This window comes from Marinobacter suaedae, assembly GCF_030519635.1.
GTDB lineage: Bacteria > Pseudomonadota > Gammaproteobacteria > Pseudomonadales > Oleiphilaceae > Marinobacter > Marinobacter suaedae.
Genome location: NZ_JAUMIS010000001.1, coordinates 1,422,256 through 1,443,599 on the forward strand (window position 1 = coordinate 1,422,256; position 21,344 = coordinate 1,443,599).

The window sequence follows — 21,344 nt, forward strand, 5'->3', positions numbered from 1 at the left end:
GTCAGGAAGACTCCAGCGCACCGGCGAACCGGTTGTCCGGTATCGCATTCTGGTCGTCGACCACCCGAATCCGTTCACCGCTGCTGAGCCGGTCCTGACCGGTGACGACCACGGCATCCTGCGGACCCAGCCCACGGGTGATCTCTACCCTGCCCGGCATCCGGGCACCGATGCCTACCGATACTCGTCGGGCCACACCATCCTCGGCAACAAACACGTATTGCTCGTCCCCCCGCACCATCACCGCCTGCTCCGGAATCACCAGAGCCTCGCGCTCCTGCAGGGTGACGGTTGCCGACATGAACTGGCCCGGCCGCAACCGCCCCTCCGGATTATCGATCAGCGCACGGACCGGCAGGGTCCGGCTGACCGGGTCGACCCGGGTCCCCAGCTTCGCCAGCTCACCGCGGAAGGGCTGGTCCGGATACGCCGGGGCGACACCTTCGACCGGCAGCCCGACCCGAAGATCAGCCAGGAATCGTTCCGGGATGGAAAACTTCAGTTCCATACGGTCAATCTCATCCAGCGTGGTCAGGATCGCGCCGACCGCGATGTAGGCGCCCTCGGACAGGTCACTCAGACCAACCACACCCGCGAATGGTGCCCGTATGCGATGGTTCTCCAGCCGCACCAGCGCCGCTTCACGCTCGGCATCGGCGATCCGGACAGTGGTGGCCAGTTCATCCACCTGGGACTGGGAAATACTGTTGTTGGCGCGCAGACTGCGGGCCCGCTCCAGCTGCCGGCGGGCTTCGGCCAGACGCGCTTCGATCACCCGTAGGTCGGCCCTGGCCTGGCGATCATCGAGCTGCACCAGCACGTCACCTTGCGCGACACGGGCTCCGGGAGTCAGGTTGAGCGAGACCACGCGCCCGCTCACCTCGGCCGTCAATTCAACGGCCCTCAGGGCGCTGAGACTCCCGACCGACTTCACCAAGTCCCGAACCGTGTCTGTCTCCGGTAAGCGAGTATTCACTACTCTTGCAGGCCGTTCCCGCTGGCTGTCGACCGCAGTGTGCGTACCAAGCCGTTCGAAGGTGAACAGAGCACCAGCCCCGACACCCACCAATACCAGCGCAACCAGCCATTGTTTGCCCATAAGATTCCGTTGTTTTCCGTCGTGTCAGGGGCGCTTCTGGATAACCAGTACCACCTCGCCCACATCAATGCCCCACTTGCTCATGGTGGTCTGGTTTATCAGGGTGTCCGGAGTCACCAGGTACATCCAGTCGTCCATTCGTACATCCAGAGTACCATCGCCATAGGCCACCTGAAGCACATAATTCATATGGATCGCATTACCCTGCCAGCGCATCAGGCCCGGCTCCACCACGTCACCGGCGGTGGCGCGGTACCCGTCCTCGACCGGTGTCAGGGTCCAGACCCGGGTTTGCACCTCACCGTCGTCGAAGCGGAACACTTCATCCAGGGTACCGGTGCCATCCTCGGTCCAGCTGGCTTTGATGTCGGCGTCGAAGGTGCGGATGACCTCACCGGAGAAATCCTTGACCACACCACGGGCGGAAAGATTACCGGTGAAAAATTCACTGGGAACCAGTGTCGGTTCCCGGGTGTCGTAATCCTCCAGGGAAGGTCCGGCGCAGCCCGTCAGGATCCAGACACAACACAGTAACCACAGATGGCGAATCAGGCCAGATGAGTGGCCCCTATCAATCGGAATTTGCATGACTTTTACACTCGTATTGGTCTGTGGATAAACGGCCTTGGCCCTCCAACTCATACGCCTCTTCGCCGGTCACCGATCAGCAACGAGATGGCCTGGATCCTGATCCGTCATTTCGGCCAATTCGCTCTTTTGACAGTGGTCCGAGCGGTTTTCGTCAATGGCAGTACTTCTGGAATGCCGTAAAACCTGCGCTATTGGAGGCAGCAAGCCCCGCGCCTCTCCGAGATGCTGACCAGCGAGGATCCGGTATGCCCAGTTACAAAGCACCACTGCGCGATATGAAATTCCTGCTCAACGAAGTGTTCGATTACCCCGGCCACTATCGCACCCTGAGCACCGGCTCCAACGCCACCCCAGACATTGTCGACGCGGTACTGAATGAGTGTGGCCGGTTCTGCGAGGAAGTGCTCAGTCCGCTCTATCAGACCGGCGATGAGGAAGGCTGCCGGCTGGAGGATGGTGAGGTCAGAACCCCCAACGGCTTCCGGGACGCCTACCAGCAATACGCCAGCGGGGGCTGGCAGGGCCTGTCCGCTCCGGAGGAGTTTGGCGGCCAGGGACTACCCGCCTCCATGGGCCTGTTCAAGCAGGAAATGATGGGCACCGCCAACTGGTCGTTTTCTATGTACCCGGGCCTGTCGCTCGGGGCCATGAATACGCTGTTTCTGCACGGCAGTGACGAGCAGCAGCAGACCTATCTGGAACCCCTGGTTGAGGGCCGCTGGAGCGGCACCATGTGCCTGACCGAGCCTCAGTGCGGCACCGACCTGGGCCAGGTTAAGACCAGAGCCGAGCCCCAGACCGACGGCAGCTACCAGCTGACCGGCACCAAGATTTTCATCTCCTCCGGGGATCATGACCTCACCGAGAACATTATTCACATCGTACTGGCGCGCCTGCCGGATGCGCCCAAGGGCACCCGGGGTATCAGCCTGTTTATCGTGCCCAAGTTCCTGCCCACCCCGGACGGTGGTGTCGGAGAGCGGAACGGTGTGACCTGCGGCGGGCTCGAGAAAAAAATGGGCATCAAGGCGTCAGCCACCTGTGTGCTGAACTTCGACCATGCGACGGGCTATCTGATCGGCCCGGAGAACCAGGGCCTGGAATGCATGTTCACGTTTATGAACACCGCGCGCATCGGCACCGCCATCCAGGGTGTCGGGCCCGCCGAGCTGTCTTATCAATGGGCACTGGACTATGCCCGGGAACGCCGCTCCATGCGGGCGCTGTCCGGCAAGAAGGAACCGGAGCAGGTGGCCGATGCCCTGATTTACCATGCCGATGTGCGCCGTATGTTGATGACTCAGAAGGCCATTGCCGAGGGCGGCCGGGCCATGCTGTATTACGCGGCCCGGCTGGCCGACCACATGGTCGATGGCCATGTGCGCGGGGATCAGGAGGCTGTGGATAAGTACGATGACAAGCTGGGCTTCCTCACCCCGATCCTGAAAGGCTTCCTCACGGAACTGGGAAATGAGGCGGCCAATCTGGGTATGCAGGTGTTCGGCGGCCACGGCTACATCCGCGAACACGGCATGGAACAGATTGTCCGGGATACCCGCATTGCCACCCTGTACGAGGGCACCACCGGCATCCAGGCGCTGGATCTCCTTGGCCGGAAGGTCCTGCTGATGACCAGAGGCGGCGCCGTCCGGGAATTCACCCTGAAGGTCGCCAACTTCGCCCGCAAACACCTGACCAACAGTCAGCTCCGCCCGATGGCACTGGAGCTGCTAAAACTGACAGGCCAGTGGAACTGGCTCACGGTCAGAGTCATGCTGGCCGCGCGCAAGGACCGGGATGTGGTCAGCTCGGCGGCCACCGACTTCCTGATGTACAGCGGCTACGTGACCATGGCCTACATCTGGGCCCGACAGGCAGCAGTGGCGGTGGCAAAGCTGGACACCGGTGGCGAGGAGAGCGAGGCCTTCTACCGGGCCAAGCTGGCGACGGCGGAATTCTACTATCAGCGCCTGTTGCCGAGGGCGCAGGGCCATGCCACCACCATGCTCGCGCCAGCGAATACGATGATGCAACTCGAGGCGGGCGATATGGCCTGCACCCGCTGAGACCGACAAAAGCAGGCGGCTGGTTTAGGCACCTTGTTCATGACCAGGGGGAAGCGATCGGCTTCCCCCTGGTGCAGACAACGGAGTGCTCTGTCAGAGCCCGTATTTGGTCTGAAGCGCCTCGTACAAACCATTACGCTTGATGGTTTCAAGCCCTTCATTCAGCTTATCCATGACCTCATCGGGGGTTTCCAGATTCATGGCAAGGTACAGTTCCGTGTTATTGAACGAGTAAACGGGCACCAGTCCTTCCACATTCTGCTGTGACGCAAAGTAAGGACCCGCCAGACGATCCGCAATCCAGAGGTCTACCTGTCCCAACTCCAGGCGCTTGGGGTTCACGTCGTCACTTTCCATTTCAGAGACCTGATAGCCACGCTCCAGCAGGTACTCGGTCATGACATCCCCCCGATACCCGGCATAAAGCATGTCTTTGGTGTCCTCCAGGCTATCAATCTCCAGATCCGAGCCGGCCGGTGCAAAAACGGTCCACAGGTTACTGGTCAGCGGTCCAACCCACTGGAACTCAGGCGCACGGTTTTCGGTATACGTGGTGCAGTAAATACCATGGTTCTTCTTGCTCAATGCCCGGTTGTAACCGTAGTCCCAGTTGCGCAGCTTGATGACATAATCCAGTTCAGACGCGTCAAGAACTGCCTTCACCAACTCGGTACACAGGCCATCAATTCCTTCACCGGTATGCTCGAAGGCCCGCCCGGTGGAACTCATGTTGTAGGGAGGAAAATTCTCGGTGTAGATATACAGTTTTTCAGTCGCCAGGGCAGGAACTGAAACGCTGGTAAAACCCAGCACGGCAACGAAGAAAGCGATGATCTTTTGCACAGGTTATCTCCTTAACCAGTAAAACATGAGCGTCGGAAACCACGGTAGGCTCCGGAAAATCCGAGGGAGTTTACCTAGGCTGCTGCGCTGTGGCAGAGATAAATTGTTAGTTTTCGTAATGGGAAGAAGCCTCTACGAATGAGGACCCGCTACTTCCCGATACAGAAACTGCTGAAGATCTTGCCCAGAAGTTCATCCGGCGACAGGTGACCGGTGATTTCTCCCAGCGCATCCTGAGCCGCCCGTAGATCCTCGGCAAGCAACTCCCCTGCTCCGTACCCTTCCAACTGATTTTGTCCCTGTACCAGGAGCTCTCTGGCGCGCTCAAGGGCATCCAGATGCCGGCGCCGGGCCAGGAAGCCACCCTCGGTGGTACTGGCAAAGCCCATGCACTGCTTCAGGTGGTCCCGCAGTACTTCCAGCCCTTCGGCGGATTTCGCCGACAGCCGGATTACCGGTGCGGAATGATGGGGCGCGGCGCTGATGCCCACCGGCTCGTCAGACAGGTCGACCTTGTTACGAATCACCGATACCGGCGCATTTGCCGGCAACTGGTCAATGAAGTCCGGCCAGATCTCGTGAGGTTCGGTTTCCGGGGTGGTGGTCGCATCCACCATCAGCAGGATGCGGTCGGCCTGGCGGATTTCTTCCCAGGCCCGCTCGATGCCGATACGTTCCACCTCATCAGGGCTGTCCCGCAGACCCGCGGTATCGATGATGTGCAGGGGCATGCCATCGATGTGGATATGTTCCCGCAGCACATCCCGGGTGGTGCCTTCGATGGCGGTGACAATCGCCGCCTCGCGTCCGGCCAGCGCATTAAGCAAGCTGGATTTCCCGGCATTGGGCCGGCCGGCGATCACTACCTTCATGCCATCCCGCAGGATAGTGCCCTGCTGGGCCTCGGCCAGAATCGTCTCCAGCTGCTCGAGCAGACCTTGCAAATCGGCCGCAACCTTACCATCGGCAAGAAAATCGATCTCCTCTTCGGGAAAGTCGATTGCCGCCTCGACGTAGATACGCAAGTGCGTGACCGCATCCACCAGATCGTTGACCCGCTGGGAAAACACCCCCTGCATGGAACGTACGGCGCAGCGGGCAGCCTGCTCGGAACTGCTTTCAATCAGGTCGGCAATGGCCTCCGCCTGGGCCAGATCCAGCTTGTCGTTCAGGAATGCCCGCTCCGAGAACTCGCCAGGACGGGCCAGCCGAGCTCCCAGGTCGCACACCTCCCTGAGCAGAAGATCCAGAATGACGGTTCCACCGTGACCCTGAAGTTCGAACACATCCTCCCCGGTGAACGAATTCGGGTTGGGGAAAAACAGGCCGATGCCCTCATCGATCAGCTCGCCTTCGCAATCCAGGAAGGGTCCGTAATGGGCGTAACGGGGCCTGGGCTCATAGCCCAGTATGCGCTGAGCGATCTTCCCGGCGGCCGGGCCCGAGACCCGGACGATACCCACACCAGCCTGTCCGGGGGCTGTGGCAATGGCGGCAATGGTATCGAACGATGAGGTCATGGGTGTTCCTTTCTGGCAAAACCAAAGAGGCTCCCGAAGGAGCCTCTGTCTGGATCAGGATAAACCGTTTACCGGTTTTTGCCTGCCACTTGCGCTTCAATCTGGCGGGTAATGTACCACTGCTGGGCAATGGACAGGATGTTGTTGACCAGCCAGTAGAGAACCAGACCGGCCGGGAACCAGAGGAAGAACACGGTAAAGATGAACGGCATCATCTTCATGATCTTGGCCTGCATGGGATCCGGTGGTGTTGGGTTCAGGTGCATTTGCAGGAACATGCTGGCGCCCATCAGGATCGGCAGGATGAAGTACGGATCCATCTGGGACAGATCCTGAATCCACAGCATGAACGGCGCGTGGCGCAACTGAACGCTTTCGAACAGTACCCAGTACAGGGCAATGAACACCGGCATCTGGACCAGGATCGGCAGACAGCCACCGAGCGGATTGATCTTTTCCCGCTTGTACAGTGCCATCATCTCCTGGGACATGCGCTGGCGATCGTCACCGTACAGTTCCTTCAGGCGGGTCAGCTGGGGCGCAACCGCACGCATCTTGGCCATGGACCGGTAGCTGGTGGCGGACAGGTGGAAGAACACAGCTTTGACCAGAATGGTCAACAGGATAATCGCCACACCCCAGTTACCAACGAGGCTGTGGAACCAGTCCAGGATGATGAACAGGGGCTGGGAGATAAAGAACAGCCAGCCGAAGTCCACCGTACGGTCCAGGTTTGGAGCCATGGCTTCCAGACGATCGATGATCTTGGGACCGACATAGGCCTGAGCACCCACTTCAGCGCTCTCACCCGGGGCAACCTTGGTTGCCGGATAAACGAAGCCCATCACGTGCAAAGAGCCCCGACGGGTAGTCTGGAACTGAGCAAGCTGGTCGCGGTCCGGCACCCAGGCAGTCAGGAAGTAATGCTGCAAAAAGGCCATCCAGCCGTTGGTGACCTGTTGGTTCACAGGTGTTTCAGACAGATCACTCAAATCGATCTTTTCATAGGGATCTTCCGGAGTGCTGACGACCAGCCCCAGGAAGGCCTGAATGCCCATGGTGTTCTGACTGGTGGGGTCCGGGGCCTGATCACGAACAATCTTGCCGGTGAAATTGGCCTGCCAGGATTCGCTGGACTGGTTGTCGATCAGGTAGCGGATGTCCACCTGATAGCTGTCCCGTTCGAAGATGTAACGCTTGGTCAGGTTGACGCCCTGCTCGGTGGTCAGTTTCAGATCCACGGTCAGCTGATCTTCACCCTCAGAAAGGGTAAAGGCATCGGTACTGGCCTGATAGACCGGAGCTGAACCACTGGAACGGCTGTCCGGCCCCTGACGGCCGATCAGACCGCTTTCCAGCACATAGGTGCGGAACTCGGTGCTGGTTAAGAGTTCCAGCGGCTTGGGCTTATTCAGTGATTCGTCGTAGTTGAGCAGGGAACTGCGAACCAGATTGCCGCCCACACGATCGATGGTCAGTTTCAACACATCGGTTTCAACGGTGATGAACCGGTTGGCTACGTCCGAATCGCTGGCAGCTGGTGCCTGCTCATCACTGGAGGTTCCTGGTACCGAGAACTCTTCGCCGGTGTTGGAGCCGGAGCCTTCCTGGGGAAGCACCATGCCATCGGTGCCACCTTCGATGGAGGCGGTTTCACTGACCTGGGCCGTTTCTACCGGCTGACCATAATCCTCGTTCCAGGAAAGCACCATCAGGTAACTGACGATGGCGAGTCCGGCGTACAAGACAAAGCGTTGAATATCCATAAAATTAATGTCTGGTTCGGATAGTAGTTGGTGAATGAGCCTTGGGCCCAAGCTCGTGTCGGTCACACGATGCTTCAGGTTGTGGTTCTGTGCCAGGTACCGGATCGTAACCGCCTTCAGACCAGGGATGGCATCGCGACAATCGTTTGGTCGCAAGCAAAAGGCCTTTCAGGGCACCGTGATGCGTAATGGCTTCGACGGCGTATTGTGAACAGGTTGGGTAGTGTCGGCAATGGCTAGCCATCATGGGGCTGATGGCGTACTGATAGAAGCGAATGGGTAAGAGCAGGAGTTTGCGCATTGACCCTATCTCCTATCTGAGAGATCGGCAGGGGGAGCCTCGGTCGTCTGAGAGAGCTGATGCTTTTTGTTCAGTCGTCGCCAGAGGTCGCTCAGTGCCTTCTGAATCGCCCGATTATCCAGGTCTTTGAGTCCCTGACGGCCCAGAAGAACTATATCCATTTCCGGCAGATGGTGCTGCTGGCGAAAACTTTCCCTGACCTGACGCTTGATCCGGTTTCTCTGGACGGCGAGCTTCAGGTTCTTCTTGGAGAAGATCAAGCCGATCCTGGCGTGGCCGAGTTGGTTCGGCGTGGCCAGGATCAGAAAATTCCGATGAGGAACCTTGATCTGCACGTCATTGAAGACTTTGCCGTAATCAGCTGGTCGTAGCAGACGGTGTGATTTCGGGAAACTCAAAGCCTTCATGAGGCGAACGGGATTACGCAGACAGGCGTGCGCGACCCTTGGCGCGACGACGGGCAATTACCTTGCGGCCATTGGCAGTTGCCATACGGGCACGGAAGCCGTGAACGCGCTTACGCTTCAGGACGCTCGGTTGAAACGTTCTTTTCATGGTGATGATCTCACAGTTCGTAAATTGGGAGTTCCAAACTGGCTGGAAAATGTACAGCCAAAACAGGAGCGGCATTCTATGCAAATACGGTCTGGAATTCAATGCTTCTGAGCGTTCGGGTATTACGTGAAAACGCGGACGGCTGAGAATTCTGGAACAGGCGAATGACTAATAAGAGTTAATAAGTCTTTTTAGAATTTCTTTAAAAGATATTTATTACTGTTATTAGGGTATCCGTTTTCTGTTGATAACCAAGAAAAACACTTTAAGGTCAGCGTGATGGCGCGATGATAAGGGGCTTGAAAAACGGCCTTAAGGTCTGTGGACATCGTTGATAGGAAATGTGGACAAAGTGGCTTTCCGGGATTCGGTGGAGTTATCCCACTGGTTGTCCCTGTACTCATCACGAGCTTGAACCCAGGGTATACACACAAGGGTGTGGGTAACTGCAAAGAAAGAAATTTTCTGTACACAAGCCTGTAGGTAAGTGCGTAACAAAATGAAAAACCTTATAAAAAGTTTCCACAGGGTGTTCATGAAGTGCGAGTGAGCCTTTTACTGAAGAGGGTGTCAGGGTAAAATCCGCAGTCCGCCTGTTGAAATGAAGAAAGGTCGTTTCGACGAGTGCCGTTGTAGAACTTTGGAGCTGGCCAACGTGCCAAACCGTATGTGGCATCAATGTCTTGAAATACTCCGGGACGAGTTTCCGGCACAACAGTTCAATACCTGGCTGAGACCGCTGCAATCCGATCAGCGGGACGGGCAGTTGATGCTGTTTGCCCCAAACCGCTTTGTGATGGATTGGGTGAACGAAAAATACCTGCGCCGTATAGAAGAAGTATTAAAGGATATCGGTGGGGGCCAGGCGCCGAGAGTGACCTTGAAGGTGGGGTCTGCGCCCAAGGCGGGGGAACCGGTCGCGAGGTCGCAGGCGCCACAGCCAGAAAAAAGGAAAGTGCAGGAAGAAAGTGGCGGCCGACTGACGGAAGAAGAAAAAGGCGTGGCCGCAACAGCCACCACAGCGCCTGCGGCCAGGCCAGCCGACACGGAGCGCCGGTCGGTGCAGGTGGAAGGTGACATCAAGCACCAGAGTTATCTTAATGAAGGCTTTACCTTTGAAACGTTTGTCGAGGGTAAGTCCAACCAGCTGGCAAGAGCGGCCTCCATGCAGGTGGCGGAAAACCCCGGGGGCGCTTACAACCCGTTGTTTCTCTACGGTGGCGTGGGCCTGGGTAAAACCCATTTGATGCATGCCATTGGTAACGAGATCGTCCGCAAGAATCCCCGTGCGAAAGTGGCCTACCTGCGTTCAGAGCGATTTGTGGCGGATATGGTCAAGGCCCTGCAGCTGAACGCAATCAACGAATTCAAGCGCTACTACCGGTCGGTGGATGCACTGTTGATCGACGATATACAGTTCTTCGCCCGCAAGGAACGGTCCCAGGAGGAGTTTTTCCACACCTTTAATGCGCTGCTCGAGGGCGGGCAACAGGTGATCGTCACCTGCGACCGGTTCCCGAAAGAAATCGTGGACATGGAAGAACGACTGAAATCCCGGTTCGGCTGGGGACTGACGGTGATGGTGGAACCGCCGGAGCTGGAAACGCGGGTGGCGATTCTGATGAAGAAGGCCGATCAGTCGAACGTGAAACTGTCCAGCGAAGCGGCTTTCTTTATTGCCCAGAAAATCCGGTCGAATGTTCGAGAGCTAGAGGGGGCGCTTCGTCTGGTGATAGCGAATGCTCACTTCACTGGCTCGGAGATCACCCCTCCGTTCATCCGGGAGAGCCTCAAGGATCTGCTGGCCCTGCATGAAAAGCAGGTGAGTATCGATAACATCCAGCGCACGGTGGCTGAGTATTACAAGATCAAGGTAGCGGATCTGTTGTCAAAGCGACGGACCCGGACGGTCACGCGCCCCCGGCAGGTGGCGATGGCATTGGCCAAGGAACTGACGAATCACAGCCTGCCGGAAATCGGCGATGCTTTTGGCGGCCGGGACCATACCACGGTGCTGCACGCCTGCAAGAAGATTGTCGAACTGCAGGAAACCGACCCGGGGATCCGGGAGGACTACCAGAATTTTATGCGATTGCTGACCACCTGATGCCGGTGGTCGTGTTTGGAATAAACCTTCTTTCTTTAAACCGACAACAAAGCTGAGTGCCATGAAACTGACGATCAGCCGTGAATCCCTCCTGACTCCTCTGCAAAGCATTGCCGGGGTTGTGGAAAAGAAGCAGACCATGCCGGTGCTGTCCAATGTGTTGCTGGTGGCCGAAGACAATACCCTGACGCTGACCGGTACCAATATGGAAGTGGAGCTTATTGGACGTGTCACGCCGGTGCACGTGGACCAGCCGGGCAGGATCACCGTGCCGGCTCGCAAGCTGGCCGATATCTGCCGCGCACTGAGCGAGGAAACGCCCATCGAGCTGGGACTGGAAGGGGATCGGTTGCACGTACGCAGCGGCCCGAGCCACTTCACACTGTCCACATTGCCGGCAGAGCATTTCCCGAACGTGGAAGATGAGGACGAAAGCTTTCGTCTGGAATTGCCGCAGAAGGAACTGGGCCGGATGCTGGATGCCACCGCATTTGCCATGGCCCAGCAGGACGTTCGCTATTACCTGAATGGTTTGTTGCTGGAAGTGGATCAGGGCCATGTGCGCACGGTAGCCACCGATGGGCATCGCCTGGCGATGGCGCATCAGGAAATGGCCACCGGTTGTCCCGAATTGCGACAGGTGATCGTGCCCCGCAAAGGTGTGCTGGAACTGGCCCGTTTGCTGGATGATGTGGAAAACCCGGTGACCCTGGTGATTGGTGAGAATCATTTGCGGGCGACCGTGGGTGCCTACACCTTTACGTCCAAGCTGATCGAAGGCAAGTTTCCCGACTACAACCGGGTCATTCCACGGGGTGGCGACAAAATTGTCATGGCGGACCGGTCGGTGCTGAAGAACACCCTTCAGCGGGCAGGTATCCTGTCCCACGAGAATATTCGGGGTGTTCGGCTCAACCTGTCATCGAATCAGTTGCAGGTATTCGCCAACAACCCGGACCAGGAACAGGCCGAAGACGCGCTGCCGGTGGAGTACCAGGGCGAATCCCTGCAGATCGGTTTTAACGTAGGCTATCTGGTAGACGTAATGAACGCGCTGGATGAGGAGCAGGTGAAGATCACCCTGTCGAACCCCAACAGCAGCGCACTGATTGAATCGCAGACAGACAATCGTTGTCTGTATGTTGTCATGCCGATGAGGCTCTAGGAGGACGTTAGCTGATGGGCACCGTAACGAATGGAATCAAAGGCGCACTGAGGATAGGGCAAACCCTGTCCGTGCTCGGACGCACGGGTGTCGACTGGGTTCGGGGCGAACGCCCCCCTACCCCGCGGCTGGTTCGGCAGACGTTCGAATCCCTGGGGGCGACCTATATCAAGCTGGGACAGTTTATTGCCAGCTCGCCCACGTTTTTCCCGAAGGAATACGTTGAGGAGTTTCAGTACTGTCTGGATAAAACTCCGAACCTGCCGTTCAGCGTGATCAAGAAGATCATTCGGGAGGAGTTGGACAGGCCTTTGGATCAGGTGTATTCCCACATTGATCCAGTCGCGCTGGCATCAGCGTCGATTGCCCAGGTCCACGCAGCCCGATTGGTAACAGGCGAAGATGTGGTGATCAAGGTGCAGAAGCCCGGTGTGGAAAACATTCTGCTCACCGACCTCAATTTCCTGTATGCCTCGGCAAAGATTCTGGAGACTCTGGCGCCAAAACTGTCGTGGACGTCGCTGTCCGGGATTGTGGAAGAAATTCAGCGAACCATGATGGAAGAGTGCGATTTCATCAAGGAAGCGAACAACCTGAAGGTGTTCCGGAACTTCCTGCACGATACCCACAATGAGGACGCGACGGTACCGCTGGTGTACGAGCATTGCAGTACCCGCCGGGTCCTGACCATGGAGCGCTTCCATGGCGTACCGCTGACGGATCTGGAGAGTATCCGGGGCTATGCCCGTGATCCGGAGCGCACCCTGATTACGGCGATGAATACCTGGTTTTCCAGTCTGACCCAGTGCGAGTTTTTCCATGCGGACGTGCACGCCGGAAATCTGATGGTTCTGAAAGACGGTCGGGTTGGCTTTATCGACTTCGGTATCGTCGGGCGAATCAAACCGGATACCTGGCAGGCCGTGAGTGATTTCATTTCGTCGGTGATGGTGGGGAATTTTGAAGGCATGGCGGATGCGATGATTCGGATCGGCGTCACCCGGGAAACGGTTCAGGTCAGTGAGCTCGCGGCGGACCTTCGTCGGTTGTACCAGCAAATGGACAAGATGGTACCGGACCAGGTGCCTTATGAAATGGAGCAGGCGGAGGACGACGTGAACCATATTCTGATGGATATGGTGAAGATCGGGGAAAGCCACGGTCTGCATTTCCCCCGGGAGTTTGCCCTGCTGCTGAAACAGTTCTTGTATTTCGACCGCTACGTGCACATTCTTGCGCCGGAGATGGACGTGTTTATGGACGAGCGACTGAATATGTTGCACTGAGGCAGTCGCCTTCGGTAAGTGGCTTTTGTACACTAGGGCAGCGAATCGACGAACGGTTCGCTGCCCTTTTTTTTATTGCGTGTTCCATCCTGCAGGCTTGCCTGGTCTGAGTCTTCCAATTTATGGCGCTAGTCAAACTTCAAACTCAGAATTTCCGGAATTTGTCTCCGGAGGCGGTGCGCTTTTCTCCCTCGTTTAATCTTTTATTCGGTGCCAACGGAAGCGGTAAAACCAGCGTGCTCGAGGCAATCGGGTATCTTGGCCTGGGCCGCTCTTTCCGGGTAAATCGGCATCAGGCGGTGGCCCGCCATGGCGAGCAGAAATTCACTGTCTTTGGTGGGCTGGATCAGGGCAGGTTGAACGCTGACTCAGACCAGGCTTCGGAGGAGCTTGCCCATCGCGTTGGTTTGTCCAGAGACATCAGTCAGAAAGAGACGGCGCTTCGGGTAGACGGTGAAAGTGTTCGTAGCCTGTCGGCAATGGCCAGGCACCTGCCGGTCTCGGTGATTGATCCTGGTGTGTTTGACGTGGTGGCCGGAGCGCCGGGCAAACGGCGACAGTTTATCGACTGGGCAGTGTTCCACGTGGAACCTTCTTTTGCTTCGGCCTGGCAACAGTGCCAAAGAGTCACGTCACAGCGGAATAAAATGCTCAGAAATGGTAGACTCGACGACGGCTTGTTAAAGGTCTGGGATGCCCAGTATGCGGCGGTCAGTGAGCGTCTGACGTCCGCCAGGCATGAGACTTTTACGCAGTTTCGGACGGCCTTCGATCACCTGATCCGGGAGTTGGAGGTCAGCTGGACCGAAGGACTGAAAGTGGACCTGTACGCGGGCTGGGATGTTTCCCAGTCTCTGGCCGATGTTCTGGCCGGCCACCGGGAACAGGAACTTAAGATGGGGCATACCCTGTACGGTCCTAATCGAGCGGATGTCCGCATCAAGTTTCAGGGCCGTCCGGTATCGGAGACCTTCTCCCGAGGACAGCAGAAAACCCTGGTCATTCTTATGAAGATTGCCCAGGGGATGGTTTTGGCGGAAAAGGGCAAGCAAGTTACGTTCTTGCTGGACGACATTAACGCCGAACTGGATGACGAGCATCAAGCCATGCTGGCGCAACGACTGCAGGCGTTGGGTTGTCAGGTGTTTATCACCTCTATCCAGCGACCGTCCGTCGATCATTTATGGGGGCGTGGCATGGCACCGGAATATCGAATGTTCCACGTGGAACATGGCAACTTGATAGAAGAATAATGCCGGGCAAACTCTGGTCCGAGGGCTGATTCCCTCCGGCTGATTAAACCGGTACACCCTTCAGGAGTCTCTAATGAGCGAATCGAATTACAATTCCTCCAGCATCAAGGTCTTGAAAGGACTGGATGCGGTGCGCAAGCGCCCCGGCATGTACATTGGTGATACCGACGATGGCACGGGCCTCCACCACATGGTTTTCGAATTGGTGGACAACTCCATCGATGAGGCTCTGGCCGGCTACTGTTCCGAAATTGGCGTCATTATTCACCCGGACGAGTCCATCACGGTTAAAGATAACGGTCGTGGTATCCCAGTGGATATGCACGAGGAGGAAGGTGTATCGGCAGCCGAAGTGATCATGACCGTGCTGCACGCCGGCGGTAAGTTCGACGATAACTCCTACAAGGTTTCCGGCGGTCTGCACGGCGTTGGGGTCTCTGTGGTTAATGCCCTCTCCTCTACCCTGACCCTGACCATTCGCCGTGACAAAACCGTGTACGAGCAAAGTTACACCCACGGTGTTCCCAATGCCCCGCTGACAGCCGTCGGAGAAACTGACGCCTCCGGTACCAGTGTGCACTTTGTCCCGTCTCCCGAAACCTTTACCCAGATCGAGTTCCACTACGATATTCTGGCGAAACGCCTGCGTGAGCTGGCGTTCCTGAACAGTGGTGTTCGTATCCGCCTGACCGACGAGCGTTCTGGCAAGGAAGAAGTTTTCGAGTATGAAGGTGGTTTGAAGGCCTTCGTAGAGCACCTGAACACCAATAAAACGCCGCTGAACCGGGTTTTCCACTTCAACATGGATCGTGAGGATGGTATTTCTGTGGAAGTGGCCATGCAGTGGAACGACGCCTTCCAGGAAAATATCTTCTGCTTTACCAACAACATTCCCCAGCGGGACGGTGGTACTCACCTCGCCGGCTTCCGGGCGGCCCTGACGCGCTCCATGAACAATTACATCGAGCACGAGGGTCTGGGCAAGAAGGCTAAAGTGGCCACCTCCGGTGACGATGCCCGTGAAGGCCTGACCGCCATTATCAGCGTGAAGGTACCGGATCCGAAGTTCTCCTCCCAGACCAAGGACAAACTGGTGTCCTCTGAAGTTAAAACGGCGGTGGAACAGGAACTGTACCAGAGCTTCTCCGAGTACCTGCAGGAACAACCCAATGAAGCCAAGACCATCGTCAACAAGATGATCGAAGCTGCTCGGGCCCGTGAAGCCGCGCGCAAGGCCAGGGATATGACCCGCCGCAAGGGCGCGCTGGACATTGCCGGGCTGCCCGGCAAGCTCGCCGATTGTCAGGAAAAAGATCCTGCCCTGTCTGAGCTGTACATTGTGGAGGGTGACTCGGCCGGCGGCAGCGCCAAACAGGGCCGGGACCGCAAGACTCAGGCAATCCTCCCGCTCAAGGGTAAGATCCTGAACGTGGAGAAAGCCCGCTTCGACAAAATGCTGTCCTCCGCCGAGGTCGGCACGTTGATTACAGCCCTGGGCTGCGGCATTGGCCGCGAAGAGTTCAACCCGGACAAGCTCCGTTACCACTCCATCATCATCATGACCGATGCCGACGTGGACGGATCCCACATCCGCACACTCCTGCTGACGTTCCTGTTCCGCCAGATGCGGGAAATCATCGAACGTGGCCACGTGTTCATTGCCATGCCTCCCCTGTACAAGGTTAAGCGTGGCAAGCAGGAAGAGTATCTGAAGGACGAGAAGGCCAAAGAAGCCTACCTCACCCAGACCGCTCTGGAAGGCGCCCAGCTGTTCGTAAACCCGGACGCACCGGCGATCAAGGATTCCGCGCTGGAAACCATGGTGAAGGACTATCAGGCTGTTATGGCGATGATCGAGCGCCTGTCCCGTGCCTACCCGGCCAAGGTTCTGGAGCAGATGGTGAGCAACGTGACACTGAAGCCCGAACACCTGAAGGAAGAAGCTGCGGTGGCTCGTTGGGTGGCTCGCCTGGGCGAAGGTCTGGATCTGGACACCCGTACCGGTACCAAGTACGTATTCTCGGTCAGTCGGGACGAAGAGCGCGGTTTGTACCTGCCGAAAGTGACCATTCACGTGCACGGTATTCCAACCGACTACGTGTTTAACCACGACTTCTTCGAATCCTCGTCCTACGCCGCCATCGCCCGCATGGGTGAGACTCTGGACGGTCTGATCGAGGACGGTGCCTATGTGCAGCGTGGCGAACGCAAACAGGCGGTGCTGTCCTTTGAGGGCGCACTGGCGTGGCTGATGAAAGAGGCCCAGCGCGGTCTGAACATTCAGCGCTACAAGGGATTGGGTGAGATGAACCCGGAGCAGCTGTGGGAGACCACCATGGATCCGGAAACCCGCCGAATGATGAAGGTCACCATTGAGGATGCCATTGCTGCGGACCAGATCTTTACCACCCTGATGGGTGATGAGGTCGAACCGCGTCGGGACTTTATCCAGACCAACGCACTGGAAGTGACCAACCTGGACGTTTGATTTCACTCAACGAACAGGTGTGAAAAAGGGGCGCAGGTTTTATCCTGCGCCCCTTTTTTATTGTGACTGGCTCGGTCTTTTCGCCCGGAATCTAATCGTTCGAGGCTGAACAGTTTTTCGACTTGTCCTCGTCCAGCAAGTGAGGCGCCATGACTTCCTCCAGCTTGAAACCGGTGAGTCTTCGAATGGTCCGCCACAGGTAATAGAAAATCAGCAGCATCATGATCATCGACGGAATCGCAATCATCGGGTAACTGACCAGCGTCATCTGGCCCAATTCCTCATTAAAGGCCTGGGTACCGGAGGGACTGACCACGATCCACTTGGCGATGATGTAGTTCATGATCGAGGAAAACAGAAACGTACCGGCAAAGAAATAGGTGGCCTTCAGCAGACGACTCTCAAATTCTGCCACATTGCCCTTCTCCTCCAGCGCACGATGGATCTTATCCACATCCAGAACGTTGGGGTTATACAACAGCGTGCGTACCAGCGGGTATTTGGTCCAGGACGACACCAGGACCGCCAGACCGATCAGCGCAGGAATGGCCGCTTCCTTAATGGCCAGCCAACCCGCATCCAGCTCCAGCAGACCGATACCGCCGGTTAGACCCACACTGATCAGACCCAGCACGGCGATAAAGTTTTTCTTCCCGTAGCGCACCAGTTCAAACAGACCCCAACCCAGCGGAAAGGCCAGGCCGATGATCAGCGCGTTGACGCTGCCCAGGTGTTCATCCCCACTGAATTTCATCAGGATCACGGAAGGGATGACGATACTGACCAGTAAATCGATAAAGGGGCGAGGTTTGTGGTCTGGACGACCGGAGGTATTCGGAGTGTTCATATCGAGCGGCCCGTCGGATTGCTTGAGCAGGAACATCCCTGCTACGCAGGGGCTGTTGGGCCAGTATACGATAATTGGCAGGGGGACCGAAGGCGAAACCGGCGGCGGACCCCGTAAATGGTTCACACCGCCGGCGATTAAGGCTCGTTTACATCAGGCGCCGGCTTCCTTCAGGCACTCTTCAACGATATTCAAACCCTCTTCCAGCACCCGGTCCTCAATGGTCACTGGCATCAGGAAGCGAAGGGTATTGCCGTACATGCCACAGCTGAGCAGGATCAGCCCCTTCTCCTTGGCCTTCTGGGTAATGCTTGCGGCCAGCTGTGGCATGGGTGTCCGGCTGGATTTGCTTTCCACCAGTTCGAAGGCGGCCATCGGGCCCAGATTGCGAATGTTGTCCACATGCTCGAATTGTTCCTGCCACTGGCTGAACCGCTGGCTCAGTTTGTTGCCGAGCTCATTGGCCTTATCCAGAATATTCTCTTCCTTGAACACATCGAATACCGCCAGGGCTGCCGCACAGGCCGTGGGGCTGCCGGTATAGGTCCCACCCAGGGAGTTCGGGCCGGAGGCATCCATATACTCGGCGGTGCCGACGATGGCGGAGATGGGCATACCATCGGCCATGCTCTTGGCCATGGTCATGATGTCCGGTTCCACACCACTGTGCTCGATCGCGAACATCTTGCCGGTGCGGCCGAAACCGCTCTGAACTTCGTCGACAATCATCAGGATGTCGTTATCGTCGCAGATCTTCCGGATTTCTTTCAGGAAGCTCGGCGGCGCCGGGTAGAAACCACCCTCACCCAGTACCGGCTCCAGAATGATGGCAGCGGTATTGGCAGCGGGGGAGTCGGCTTTCATGGTCATCCTGAGCCCACGGAGGGCCTCTTCCTCGGACACCCCGTGATAGGGCACCGGGAAAGGCGCGCGGTACACCGAGCCCGGCATAGGGCCGAAGTCGGTCTGGTAGGGCGCAGCCTTGCCATTCATGGCCATGGTGTAGAAGGTCCGGCCGTGATAACCCCCGTCGAAACAGATGACGTTGGTTTTTCCCGTGGCCGCCCGCGCAATTTTTACCGCGTTCTCCAGAGCCTCAGCACCGGAGTTCGCCAGCATCACCTTGCCATGGCCCCGGACCGGAACCACGCCGCTGAGGCGCTCTGCCAGCTTTACATAGCCCTCATAGGGCATGACGGTCTGGCAGGTATGCATCAGTTTGTCGAGCTGGGCCTTGACCGCGGCCACCACTTTCGGGTGACGGTGTCCAATGTTGAGCACCCCGATGCCGCCCGCGAAATCAATCAGCCGGTTACCATCGGCATCCCAGATTTCCGCGTTACTGGCGTGATCGGCAAACTGGTCACTGGCACTGGCGGCCCCGGCGGCCACATAGTGCTTTTTGAGGGCTTGCAGTTCTTTGTTGCTCACAGTCCCGTCTCCTCCATGGCTTCGTCTTTTGAAGATTCATTCATCAGTGTAGGGATTCCCGCAAGGAACAACAAACCAGCACATTGCATAGCTGATCGTCTTCCGCCTTGAATCGCGGTGGCTGAGCGCTGTGCAGCTGGGGCGGAAAATTTCGGGTAGACTCTTCCCTTCGGCTTTCCCAGCGGCCACTGGCAACGCTCTCTGGCTGCCCCACTCTCAAGGAAGACGCCCTTGCGCTCATTTGCCGACCATGACTACCCCGCCAACCACAAGCCCGACTGGAGCCTGATTGCCCGTTTGTGGCCCTACCTGATGGAATACCGGGGCCGTGTGATTCTGGCGCTTGGCCTGCTGGTGCTCGCCAAAGTGGCGACGGTCGCCACCCCGGTTGCGCTCAAATACATCGTTGATTACCTCGATCAGACCCGGCCTGAGGAACTCCTGCTGTGGGTTCCCGTTGCACTGGTCGTGGCTTACGGCATGCTCCGGTTCGGCTCCACCCTGTTCGGTGAACTCCGGGATGCGGTTTTCGCCCGGGTCGCGGAGCGGGCCATGCGGCGGGTCTCCCTGCGGGTGTTCGAGCATTTGCATGAACGGGAGCTGGCCTACCATCTGGACCGGAAAACCGGCGCCCTGGCCCGGGATATTGAGCGGGGCACCAACGGCATCAGCTTCCTGCTGAGGTTTACCCTGTTCAACATTGTTCCCACCCTGCTGGAAATCCTCATGGTGGCGGCCATCCTCCTCGTGGTGTTCAGTGCCAGCTACGTGGTGGCCATACTGGTGGCCGTGGTGGTGTATGTGCTGTTTTCCGTCAAAGTGACCGAGTGGCGCACCCGGTTTGTCCGGGAAGCGAATGACCGGGATAACCAGTCCAACACCCGGGCGGTGGACAGTCTGTTGAACTATGAGACGGTCAAATACTTCAATAACGAAGGCTACGAGGCCGAGCGCTACGACCGGGATCTGGAGCAATGGGAAAGTGCCCGGCTGAAGAACCGGCTGTCACTGGCGGCGTTGAATACCGGTCAGGCGCTGATCATCGGCCTGGCCCTGATCGGCCTGATGGCCATGGCGGTGCGTGAGGTGGCTGCCGGCGAGATCACCCTGGGGGATCTCACCATGATCAATGCCTACCTGATTCAGTTGTTTATTCCCCTGAATGCCCTGGGGTTCGTCTACCGGGAAATCCGTCAGGCGCTGGTAAACGTGGAGCGCCTCTTCGGCCTGTTAGCCGATAAACCCGCCATTGTGGATGCACCCGGTGCCAAGCCCCTGACGGTGGCCCAGGGGGAACTGGCGTTTGATCGGGTTTTCTTTGCCTACCGTCCGGACCGGGCCATTCTGACTGACGTGAACTTCCGGATTCCCGCCGGCCATAAGGTGGCCGTGGTTGGCCCGAGCGGCGCCGGCAAGTCTACCCTCGCCCGCCTGGTGTTCCGATTTTTCGATGTAGACCAGGGTAGTATCCGGATCGATAACCAGGACATCCGGGAGGTGACCCAGGACAGCCTGAGAGCCGCGATCGGGGTGGTACCCCAAGACACGGTGCTGTTCAACGACACTCTGTATCAGAACCTGGCGTATGGCCGTCCAGACGCCACCGAGGCGGAAGTGTACGAAGCGGCCCGGATGGCCAATCTGGAAGGGTTTATCCACAGCCTGCCCGACGGCTACGAAACCCGTGTCGGCGAGCGTGGTCTGAAGCTGTCCGGTGGCGAGAAGCAACGGGTTGCCATTGCCCGGGTGATCCTGAAAAACCCGCCCCTGCTGATTCTGGATGAGGCGACGTCTTCCCTCGATTCCCTGTCCGAACACGCCATTCTGGGGGCTTTGCGGGAAGTCAGTCGCCAGCGAACCACGCTGGTGATCGCCCACCGTCTGTCAACCATCCGCGACGCCGACACCATCCTTGTTCTGTCCGGCGGACGGATCGTTGAAAGTGGGGATCACCTGTCCCTGCTGGCACTGAATGGCGAATACGCCCGGATGTGGCATCAACAGCACCAGTCGGACTGAGCCAGCG

At 57.6% G+C, this 21,344-nt stretch carries 17 protein-coding genes; 7 read left to right on the top strand and 10 right to left on the bottom strand.

Annotated features, from left to right (window positions below):
- Window position 1: 1 nt before the first annotated feature.
- Together QVZ43_RS06520 and QVZ43_RS06525 are read right to left on the bottom strand one after the other, a co-directional pair.
- Window positions 2-1,099, bottom strand: coding sequence for an efflux RND transporter periplasmic adaptor subunit (locus QVZ43_RS06520; protein WP_302909299.1), 1,098 nt, complete (start codon window positions 1,097-1,099; stop codon window positions 2-4).
- Between the two features lie 24 nt (window positions 1,100-1,123).
- Complete coding sequence (locus QVZ43_RS06525; protein ID WP_420890906.1) at window positions 1,124-1,615, bottom strand: DUF3833 domain-containing protein; 492 nt, start codon at window positions 1,613-1,615, stop codon at window positions 1,124-1,126.
- Window positions 1,616-1,935: 320 nt separating this feature from the next.
- On the opposite strand from QVZ43_RS06525, the gene QVZ43_RS06530 reads away from it, so the two are divergent.
- Complete coding sequence (locus QVZ43_RS06530; protein WP_302909301.1) at window positions 1,936-3,756, top strand: acyl-CoA dehydrogenase C-terminal domain-containing protein; 1,821 nt, start codon at window positions 1,936-1,938, stop codon at window positions 3,754-3,756.
- Between the two features lie 93 nt (window positions 3,757-3,849).
- Here QVZ43_RS06530 and QVZ43_RS06535 read toward each other — a convergent pair whose 3' ends face one another.
- The 6 genes from QVZ43_RS06535 to rpmH form a co-directional block, all read right to left on the bottom strand.
- Entirely contained in the window at window positions 3,850-4,599 is a 750-nt protein-coding gene (locus tag QVZ43_RS06535; protein WP_223795066.1) for a substrate-binding periplasmic protein, read from the bottom strand.
- A gap of 149 nt (window positions 4,600-4,748) precedes the next feature.
- Window positions 4,749-6,119: a tRNA uridine-5-carboxymethylaminomethyl(34) synthesis GTPase MnmE gene (gene mnmE, locus QVZ43_RS06540; RefSeq protein WP_223795067.1), complete on the bottom strand. Its 1,371-nt coding sequence runs from the start codon at window positions 6,117-6,119 to the stop codon at window positions 4,749-4,751.
- A 68-nt stretch (window positions 6,120-6,187) separates the two neighbouring features.
- On the bottom strand, window positions 6,188-7,885 hold the full coding sequence (gene yidC, locus QVZ43_RS06545; protein ID WP_223795068.1) for a membrane protein insertase YidC: 1,698 nt from the start codon (window positions 7,883-7,885) through the stop codon (window positions 6,188-6,190).
- Window positions 7,886-7,889: 4 nt separating this feature from the next.
- Complete coding sequence (gene yidD / locus QVZ43_RS06550; protein WP_302909302.1) at window positions 7,890-8,186, bottom strand: membrane protein insertion efficiency factor YidD; 297 nt, start codon at window positions 8,184-8,186, stop codon at window positions 7,890-7,892.
- 5 nt (window positions 8,187-8,191) lie between these two features.
- Window positions 8,192-8,593: a ribonuclease P protein component gene (rnpA, locus tag QVZ43_RS06555; RefSeq protein WP_223795070.1), complete on the bottom strand. Its 402-nt coding sequence runs from the start codon at window positions 8,591-8,593 to the stop codon at window positions 8,192-8,194.
- Between the two features lie 13 nt (window positions 8,594-8,606).
- The gene (gene rpmH / locus QVZ43_RS06560) at window positions 8,607-8,741 is read right to left on the bottom strand and encodes a 50S ribosomal protein L34 (protein ID WP_004579611.1); all 135 of its coding nucleotides are present in this window, start codon (window positions 8,739-8,741) and stop codon (window positions 8,607-8,609) included.
- Between the two features lie 655 nt (window positions 8,742-9,396).
- On the opposite strand from rpmH, the gene dnaA reads away from it, so the two are divergent.
- The 5 genes from dnaA to gyrB all read left to right on the top strand — a co-directional run bounded on the left by dnaA (window position 9,397) and on the right by gyrB (window position 17,040).
- Complete coding sequence (dnaA, locus tag QVZ43_RS06565; protein WP_302909303.1) at window positions 9,397-10,848, top strand: chromosomal replication initiator protein DnaA; 1,452 nt, start codon at window positions 9,397-9,399, stop codon at window positions 10,846-10,848.
- Between the two features lie 61 nt (window positions 10,849-10,909).
- A complete protein-coding gene (gene dnaN / locus QVZ43_RS06570; RefSeq protein WP_223795072.1) occupies window positions 10,910-12,013 on the top strand; it encodes a DNA polymerase III subunit beta in 1,104 nt (367 codons plus the stop codon).
- 14 nt (window positions 12,014-12,027) lie between these two features.
- On the top strand, window positions 12,028-13,299 hold the full coding sequence (locus QVZ43_RS06575) for an ABC1 kinase family protein (RefSeq protein ID WP_302909304.1): 1,272 nt from the start codon (window positions 12,028-12,030) through the stop codon (window positions 13,297-13,299).
- Window positions 13,300-13,421: 122 nt separating this feature from the next.
- Entirely contained in the window at window positions 13,422-14,552 is a 1,131-nt protein-coding gene (gene recF / locus QVZ43_RS06580; RefSeq protein WP_302909305.1) for a DNA replication/repair protein RecF, read from the top strand.
- Between the two features lie 73 nt (window positions 14,553-14,625).
- Window positions 14,626-17,040 carry a DNA topoisomerase (ATP-hydrolyzing) subunit B gene (gene gyrB / locus QVZ43_RS06585; RefSeq protein ID WP_223795075.1) on the top strand — a complete coding sequence of 805 codons (2,415 nt, stop codon included), beginning with the start codon at window positions 14,626-14,628 and terminating at the stop codon, window positions 17,038-17,040.
- 91 nt (window positions 17,041-17,131) lie between these two features.
- Here gyrB and QVZ43_RS06590 read toward each other — a convergent pair whose 3' ends face one another.
- Window positions 17,132-17,887 carry a VC0807 family protein gene (locus QVZ43_RS06590; RefSeq protein WP_302909306.1) on the bottom strand — a complete coding sequence of 252 codons (756 nt, stop codon included), beginning with the start codon at window positions 17,885-17,887 and terminating at the stop codon, window positions 17,132-17,134.
- Between the two features lie 153 nt (window positions 17,888-18,040).
- Window positions 18,041-19,318 carry a 4-aminobutyrate--2-oxoglutarate transaminase gene (gene gabT / locus QVZ43_RS06595; protein ID WP_223795077.1) on the bottom strand — a complete coding sequence of 426 codons (1,278 nt, stop codon included), beginning with the start codon at window positions 19,316-19,318 and terminating at the stop codon, window positions 18,041-18,043.
- Between the two features lie 231 nt (window positions 19,319-19,549).
- Here gabT and QVZ43_RS06600 point away from each other — a divergent pair, with 231 nt between their 5' ends.
- Entirely contained in the window at window positions 19,550-21,337 is a 1,788-nt protein-coding gene (locus tag QVZ43_RS06600) for an ABCB family ABC transporter ATP-binding protein/permease (RefSeq protein WP_302909307.1), read from the top strand.
- Window positions 21,338-21,344 lie beyond the last annotated feature (7 nt).

What these genes read in the sequence shown, in the direction of transcription:
- rnpA (WP_223795070.1), bottom strand. Translation starts at nt 8,593, where the DNA reads ATGAAGGCTTTGAGTTTCCCGAAATCACACCGTCTGCTACGACCAGCT.
- QVZ43_RS06575 (WP_302909304.1), top strand. Translation starts at nt 12,028, where the DNA reads ATGGGCACCGTAACGAATGGAATCAAAGGCGCACTGAGGATAGGGCAA.
- gyrB (WP_223795075.1), top strand. Translation starts at nt 14,626, where the DNA reads ATGAGCGAATCGAATTACAATTCCTCCAGCATCAAGGTCTTGAAAGGA.
- QVZ43_RS06520 (WP_302909299.1), bottom strand. Translation starts at nt 1,099, where the DNA reads ATGGGCAAACAATGGCTGGTTGCGCTGGTATTGGTGGGTGTCGGGGCT.
- QVZ43_RS06530 (WP_302909301.1), top strand. Translation starts at nt 1,936, where the DNA reads ATGCCCAGTTACAAAGCACCACTGCGCGATATGAAATTCCTGCTCAAC.
- rpmH (WP_004579611.1), bottom strand. Translation starts at nt 8,741, where the DNA reads ATGAAAAGAACGTTTCAACCGAGCGTCCTGAAGCGTAAGCGCGTTCAC.
- recF (WP_302909305.1), top strand. Translation starts at nt 13,422, where the DNA reads ATGGCGCTAGTCAAACTTCAAACTCAGAATTTCCGGAATTTGTCTCCG.
- mnmE (WP_223795067.1), bottom strand. Translation starts at nt 6,119, where the DNA reads ATGACCTCATCGTTCGATACCATTGCCGCCATTGCCACAGCCCCCGGA.
- dnaN (WP_223795072.1), top strand. Translation starts at nt 10,910, where the DNA reads ATGAAACTGACGATCAGCCGTGAATCCCTCCTGACTCCTCTGCAAAGC.
- yidD (WP_302909302.1), bottom strand. Translation starts at nt 8,186, where the DNA reads ATGCGCAAACTCCTGCTCTTACCCATTCGCTTCTATCAGTACGCCATC.
- QVZ43_RS06590 (WP_302909306.1), bottom strand. Translation starts at nt 17,887, where the DNA reads ATGAACACTCCGAATACCTCCGGTCGTCCAGACCACAAACCTCGCCCC.
- yidC (WP_223795068.1), bottom strand. Translation starts at nt 7,885, where the DNA reads ATGGATATTCAACGCTTTGTCTTGTACGCCGGACTCGCCATCGTCAGT.